The organism is Streptomyces sp. NPDC060194 (genome assembly GCF_042728285.1).
In the GTDB taxonomy this organism is placed as follows: domain Bacteria; phylum Actinomycetota; class Actinomycetes; order Streptomycetales; family Streptomycetaceae; genus Streptomyces.
The window spans coordinates 1-6,413 of sequence record NZ_JBHWZH010000221.1 but is presented as its reverse complement, the minus strand read 5'-3'; the positions used below and the strand labels follow the sequence as shown (position 1 = coordinate 6,413).

General features: G+C 73.2%; 7 protein-coding genes. 4 read left to right on the top strand and 3 right to left on the bottom strand.

Translation table 11 applies throughout. The features are described 5' to 3' along the window. Positions 1-45: 45 nt before the first annotated feature. Positions 46-819 carry an SDR family NAD(P)-dependent oxidoreductase gene (locus tag ACFWEG_RS27765; protein WP_387220518.1) on the bottom strand — a complete coding sequence of 258 codons (774 nt, stop codon included), beginning with the start codon at positions 817-819 and terminating at the stop codon, positions 46-48. Positions 820-867: 48 nt separating this feature from the next. Continuing rightward, positions 868-1,560 (bottom strand): MOSC domain-containing protein, encoded by a 693-nt coding sequence (locus ACFWEG_RS27760; protein WP_387220516.1) that lies wholly within the window; start codon positions 1,558-1,560, stop codon positions 868-870. Between the two features lie 81 nt (positions 1,561-1,641). Between ACFWEG_RS27760 and ACFWEG_RS27755 the strand changes: the two genes are divergently transcribed. Next, the gene (locus ACFWEG_RS27755) at positions 1,642-2,553 is read left to right on the top strand and encodes a LysR family transcriptional regulator (protein WP_387220513.1); all 912 of its coding nucleotides are present in this window, start codon (positions 1,642-1,644) and stop codon (positions 2,551-2,553) included. A gap of 15 nt (positions 2,554-2,568) precedes the next feature. On the opposite strand, the gene ACFWEG_RS27750 is transcribed toward ACFWEG_RS27755, so the two are convergent. Beyond that, positions 2,569-2,907 (bottom strand): WhiB family transcriptional regulator, encoded by a 339-nt coding sequence (locus tag ACFWEG_RS27750; protein ID WP_387220511.1) that lies wholly within the window; start codon positions 2,905-2,907, stop codon positions 2,569-2,571. A 341-nt stretch (positions 2,908-3,248) separates the two neighbouring features. Between ACFWEG_RS27750 and ACFWEG_RS27745 the strand changes: the two genes are divergently transcribed. The 3 genes from ACFWEG_RS27745 to guaB all read left to right on the top strand — a co-directional run bounded on the left by ACFWEG_RS27745 (position 3,249) and on the right by guaB (position 6,362). After that, positions 3,249-3,860 carry a response regulator transcription factor gene (locus tag ACFWEG_RS27745; protein ID WP_003948568.1) on the top strand — a complete coding sequence of 204 codons (612 nt, stop codon included), beginning with the start codon at positions 3,249-3,251 and terminating at the stop codon, positions 3,858-3,860. Between the two features lie 241 nt (positions 3,861-4,101). After that, positions 4,102-4,710 (top strand): sigma-70 family RNA polymerase sigma factor, encoded by a 609-nt coding sequence (locus tag ACFWEG_RS27740; RefSeq protein ID WP_387220509.1) that lies wholly within the window; start codon positions 4,102-4,104, stop codon positions 4,708-4,710. Between the two features lie 146 nt (positions 4,711-4,856). After that, positions 4,857-6,362, top strand: coding sequence for an IMP dehydrogenase (gene guaB, locus ACFWEG_RS27735; RefSeq protein ID WP_387220507.1), 1,506 nt, complete (start codon positions 4,857-4,859; stop codon positions 6,360-6,362). Positions 6,363-6,413 lie beyond the last annotated feature (51 nt).

Genomic DNA, 6,413 nt, shown 5'->3' with positions numbered 1-6,413 from the left:
GCCCCGTCTCGCACGGGGACCGGGCCTCCGGGCGTCCGGCCGCCCCTATCGCGGGCCGTACTTGCGGCCCGCGCGGGTGCTGACGCCGCCGAGGAGGGCGCGGGGGGCGACCTTGACCAGGCCCATGACCGCCTTGTAGCGGGGGTCGGGCACGGAGAGGGTGCGGCCGCGGGCGAGGTCGGAGAGCGCGGCGGCGACCACCTTGTCCGCGTCGAGCCAGGCCCAGTCCGGCACCCCGGCCGTGCCCATCCCGGCCCGCTGGTGGAACTCCGTCCGCACGAACCCCGGGCACAGCGCCATCAGCCGCACCCCGCTCCCGGCGAGGTCCTTCGCGGCGCCCTGAGTGAACTGCACGACCCACGCCTTGCTCGCCCCGTACGTGCCCCGGGGCAGGAACGCCGCCACCGAGGCCACGTTCACCACCCCGCCGCGGCCCCGCTCCCGCATCGGTCCCGCCGCCGCCGCGGTCAGCCGCAGCACGGCCTCGCAGTGCACGGTGAGCATCCTCAGCTCGTCGGCCATGGGGACGTCGAGGAAGCGGCCCTTGTTCCCGAACCCCGCGTTGTTGACCAGCAGGTCCACCGGGTGGGTCCGGTCCGCGAGCCGCTTCTCGACGGCTGCGATGCCCGCCTCGTCGGCGAGGTCCGCGGTCAGCACCTCCGCCTCGATGCCGTGCCGGTCGTGCAGTTCGACGGCCTGCTCGCGCAGCCGCTCGGTGTCGCGCGCCACCAGGACGAGGTTGTGCCCGTCCGCCGCCAGCCGCCGCGCGAACGCGGCCCCGATCCCCGCCGTGGCACCCGTGATCAAAGCAGTCGTCATACCCGCACGTTAGTGCCCACGGTGCGACGGCGCCGCGGGTGCCCGGGTCTACCGCGCGGCCGGCGGCTGCGGGTCCGCGCCGTTCCTCGCCACGTACTCCCGCGCCGTCCGCAGCGCCTCCGGGTGCAGGGCGTCGCCCGCCGCCAGGATCCGGGGCAGCAGCGAGCGGTCGGTGGTCACGGCGCGGAAGGCCATCGTCGCGGTCACCCCGTGGTCGGGCCGGTGCACGATCTCCACCGCGTCGCCGGCCCTGATCTCGCCCGGCTCGACGACGCGCAGGTACGCCCCGGTCCCGCCGTCCTGCGTGAACCGCTTGATCCAGCCCTTCTCGCCCAGGTGCCCCTGGAAGGTGCGGCACGGGATGCGGCCGTCGGTGACCTCCAGGAGCAGCCGCGGGCCGACCCGCCAGCGCTCCCCGACCAGCGCCCCGCTGACGTCCACCCCGGTGGTGGTCAGGTTCTCGCCGAACGCGCCGCTCGGCAGCGGGCGGCCCAACTCCCGCTCCCACGCGTCGAGTTCCTCCCGCGCGTAGGCGTAGACCGCCTGGTCGGAGCCGCCGTGGTGGCGCAGGTCGCAGACGGTGTCGCCGGCGACACCGCTACCCCCTGTGCCCCGCGGCCCGGGGTCGGAGACCCACGCGGAGCCGTCCGTCGGCCGCTTGTCGATGCCCGTCGTGCCCGAGGAGTGGCCGGTGTGCTCGGACGGGGTGGCGCGCCCGAGGTTCAGCGACAGAATCTTCATTCCGCACACGGTAGGCGAGGCGCGGGCAAAGCCGCGAGACGGTATTCGCCCCTTCCCCCAAGGCGTGCTTATGCTCGAAGCATGATCGAGGCTCGGCATCTGAGGGTCCTGCGCGCCGTCGCCGGGACCGGTTCGTTCTCCGCGGCGGCCCGTGAGCTGGGCTGCACGCAGCCGGCCGTGAGCCAGCAGATGAAGGCACTGGAGTCGTCGGCAGGGACCGCGCTCCTGGTCAGGACCGGTCGGGAGATGCGCCTGACCCAGGCCGGCGAGGCGCTGGTGCGGCACGCGGCGGGGATCCTCGCCGGGCTGACGGCCGCGGAGGAGGAGGTCGCGGCGATCGCCGGGCTGCGGGCGGGGCGGGTGCGCCTCGCGTCGTTCCCGAGCGGCAGCTCGACCCTGGTGCCGAGCGCGCTGGCGGCGATGCGGGCGCAGCACCCCGGCACCCGGATCTCGCTCGTGGAGGCGGAGCCGCCGCGCTCGGTGCGGATGCTCCGCGAGGGCGACTGCGACGTCGCCCTCGCCTTCCGCTACGCCGCCCTCGGTGCGGCGGACGGCGGGTCCGGTGACACCGAGTGGGACGACCTGGTGGTGCGGCCGCTGCTGACCGACCGTCTGGTGGGTCTCGTGCCGGAGGGGCACCGGCTGGCGGACGCGGAGTCGGTGGGGATCGGGGAGCTGGCGGAGGAGTCGTGGATCGCCGGGTGCCCGCGGTGCCGGCGGCACCTGGTCGACGTGTGCGCGCGGGCCGGGTTCACCCCGCGGATCGACTTCGCGACGGACGACTACCCGGCGGTCGCGGGTCTGGTGGGCGCGGGCCTGGGGGTCGCGGTGCTGCCGTCCCTCGCGATGGAGTCGGTCCGGGCGAAGGGGGTGCGGCGGATCGCGGTCGAGCCCGCGGTGCTGCGTGAGGTCGTGGCGCTGAGCCTGCCGGACCTGGCGAAGGTCCCGGCCGTCGCCGCGACGCTCGACCACCTGGCGCGGGCGGCGGCCTGACAGCGCGGCGCGCCCTCAGGCGACGACGGGGCTGACGGGGCTGACGTCGCCGTTGCGCGCCGGTGTCGTCATGCGGTTGCGCGCCCGGCCCATCAGCTCCTCGCGCTCGTCCTCGGTCAGCCCGCCCCAGACGCCGTAGGGCTCGCGGACGGCGAGGGCGTGGGCGGCGCATTCCGCGCGGACGGGGCAGCGCATGCAGACCTCCTTCGCCGAGGTCTCGCGTGCGCTCCGGGCGGCCCCGCGCTCGCCCTCGGGGTGGAAGAAGAGGCTGCTGTCGACCCCTCTGCAGGCGGCCAGGAGCTGCCAGTCCCACAGGTCGGCGTTCGGTCCGGGAAGGCGGGAGAAATCAGCCATGTCGGGGCCCCTTGAAACCGTTGCGAAGTGGATGTGATGCCCATCACGCTACATCTACGATCTCACTACATGTAAATATGACTCATCCACAAAATGCGGACAAAAACTCCTGAACGCGAATGGAAGCGTCTGAATGGGGCATGCCGCCCGACGCTCACCGCCGGGAAGCGGTTCGCGCGGCCCGTAACTCTTTCGGGTGACCGTCGTTGAGTGTGCGAAGCGGTTGAAAGGAAAAGCGCTCGGGCAGGTGTCCGAGGGTGTCGACCGCACAGGTGACGAACTTCATCAGCCTGGAGGCTCAAGGTGACGCCCAACAGCTGCGAGAGCCACGGAGGACAGTCATGACTTCCGTCCTCGTCTGCGACGACTCCCCGCTCGCCCGAGAGGCGCTCCGCCGGGCGGTCGCGACCGTACCCGGCGTCGAGCGCGTCACGACCGCGGCCAACGGCGAGGAAGTCCTCCGCCGCTGGGGCGCCGACCGCTCCGACCTGATCCTGATGGACGTCCGGATGCCCGGGCTCGGCGGGGTCGAGACCGTGCGGCGGCTCCTGTCCGCCGACCCCGGCGCCCGGATCATCATGCTCACCGTCGCGGAGGACCTCGACGGCGTGGCCCTGGCCGTCGCCGCCGGCGCCCGCGGCTACCTGCACAAGGACGCGTCCCGCGCGGAGCTGCGCGCGACCGTCACGCAGGCGCTCGCCGACCCGACCTGGCGGCTCGCTCCGCGCCGGCTGCGGTCCGCCGAGATGGGCGCCGCGCCGACGCTCACCGCGCGCGAGATCCAGGTCCTGGAGGGCATGAGCCACGGCCGCTCGAACGCCGAGATCGGCCGCGAGCTGTTCCTCTCCGAGGACACCGTCAAGACGCACGCCCGCCGGCTGTTCAAGAAGCTCGGCGCCTCGGACCGCGCGCACGCCGTCGCGCTCGGCTTCCGCTGGGGCCTCGTGCGCTGAAGCCCGCCGTGACCCCGCCCGGCGTCCGCGCGGGCGGGGCGGCGGCGGCCCGCGCGGCGTTTCCCGGGCGATGCCGCATCCTTGAGGAGTGGAGTTCCTCGGATACGAGTCGGTCGAGCGGGAGGGGATGGTGCGGGGAATGAGCTCCGGCGCACTTGCTCACAACGCTGCTCATAACACTTCGGTGCACAACCACGGCCGCGGTGCCGTGGATCGAGTGGTGCCGGTGCACCATGGTCCGATGCGCGACGACCGGGAGGACGAGGCAGTCGAGACCGCCAGGCCCCCCGGCTCGGCCATCGGCGCGCTCGTCCGGCGCGCCGTCGCCGGGGACGACCAGGCGACGCACGACCTCCTGGCCCACGTCCACCCCCTCGCCCTGCGCTACTGCCGCACCCGGCTCAACCGGCTGCCCGGTGACGCCCGCCACTTCGTCGAGGACCTCGCGCAGGAGGTCTGCGTCGCCGTCCTCCTCGCGCTGCCGCGCTACAAGGACACCGGCCGGCCCTTCGAGGCCTTCATCTTCGCGATCGCCGGCCACAAGGTCGCCGATCTCCAGCGGGCCGCCATGCGCCACCCCGGCTCCACGGCCGTGCCCAGCGACGAGATGCCCGAGCGGCCCGACGACTCGCTCGGCCCCGAGGAGCGCGCCCTGCTCAGCAGCGACGCCGCCTGGGCGAAGAAGCTGCTGGCCCGGTTGCCCGACAGCCAGCGCGAGCTGCTCCTGCTGCGGATCGCCGTCGGCCTCACCGCCGAGGAGACCGGCCAGGTGCTCGGGATGACGCCGGGCGCCGTCCGGGTCGCCCAGCACCGCGCGCTGAGCCGGCTGCGCGCGCTCGCCGAGCAGTAGGCGGCGCGGCGCACCGTGCGCCGCGCGGACGGGCGCCGCACCGGGCGACGGCCCGTAGAAAAGTACGAAAATCATGCGGTTCGGAGCGGTGCGATCGGCCGTTAGCATGGACGTCCGCGCCGAGCAAGACCATCTGGGAAGGTGTCATGACTGCCAACGTCGACGGAGTGCCTGCCAAATTCGCCACGCTGGGGCTGACCTACGACGACGTGCTGCTGCTCCCGGGCGCGTCCGAGGTGCTCCCGAACGCGGTCGACACCTCCTCGCAGATCTCCCGCAACGTCCGGGTCAACATCCCCCTGCTGTCCGCGGCGATGGACAAGGTGACCGAGTCCCGGATGGCCATCGCGATGGCCCGCCAGGGCGGCGTCGGCGTGCTGCACCGCAACCTGTCGATCGAGGACCAGGTCAACCAGGTCGACCTGGTCAAGCGGTCCGAGTCCGGCATGGTGTCCGACCCGATCACCGTCGGCCCGGACGCCACCCTCGGCGAGGCGGACGCGATCTGCGCCAAGTTCCGCATCAGCGGCGTCCCGGTCACCGACGGCTCGGGCAAGCTGCTCGGCATCGTCACCAACCGCGACATGGCGTTCGAGACCGAGCGCGGCCGCCAGGTCCGCGAGGTCATGACGCCGATGCCGCTGGTCACCGGCAAGGTCGGCATCTCCGGCGTGGACGCCATGGAGCTGCTGCGCCGCCACAAGATCGAGAAGCTGCCGCTGGTCGACGATGCCGGCATCCTCAAGGGCCTCATCACCGTCAAGGACTTCAAGAAGGCCGAGCAGTACCCCAACGCGGCCAAGGACGCCAACGGCCGGCTGCTCGTCGGCGCCGCCGTGGGCGCCAGCCCCGAGGCGCTGGAGCGCGCCCAGGCGCTCGCCGCGGCCGGCGTCGACTTCCTCATCGTCGACACCTCCCACGGCCACAACCGCAACGCGCTCGACTGGATGGCCAAGATCAAGTCGAGCGTCGGCGTCGACGTCATCGGCGGCAACGTCGCCACCCGCGACGGCGCCCAGGCGCTCATCGACGCGGGCGTCGACGGCGTGAAGGTCGGCGTGGGCCCCGGCTCCATCTGCACCACCCGCGTGGTCGCCGGCATCGGCGTCCCGCAGGTCACCGCCATCTACGAGGCGGCGCTCGCGGCCCGCGCGGCGGGCGTCCCGGTCATCGGCGACGGCGGCCTGCAGTACTCCGGCGACATCGGCAAGGCGCTGGCCGCCGGCGCCGACACGGTCATGCTCGGCAGCCTGCTCGCGGGCTGCGAGGAGTCGCCCGGCGAGCTGATGTTCATCAACGGCAAGCAGTTCAAGTCCTACCGCGGCATGGGCTCGCTCGGCGCCATGCAGTCCCGCGGCCAGGCCCGCTCGTACTCCAAGGACCGCTACTTCCAGGGCGAGGTGTCCTCCGACGACAAGCTCGTCCCCGAGGGCATCGAGGGCCAGGTGCCCTACCGCGGTCCGCTCGCCGCCGTCCTGCACCAGCTCGTCGGCGGCCTGCGGCAGACCATGGGGTACGTGGGCGCCGCCTCCGTCGACGAGATGGAGAGCAAGGGCCGCTTCGTGCGGATCACCTCCGCGGGCCTCAAGGAGAGCCACCCGCACGACATCCAGATGACCGTCGAGGCGCCGAACTACAGCGCCAAGGGCTGACACCGGCACACCGCCGCACGCGGAGCCCGCAGGACCACGTCCTGCGGGCTC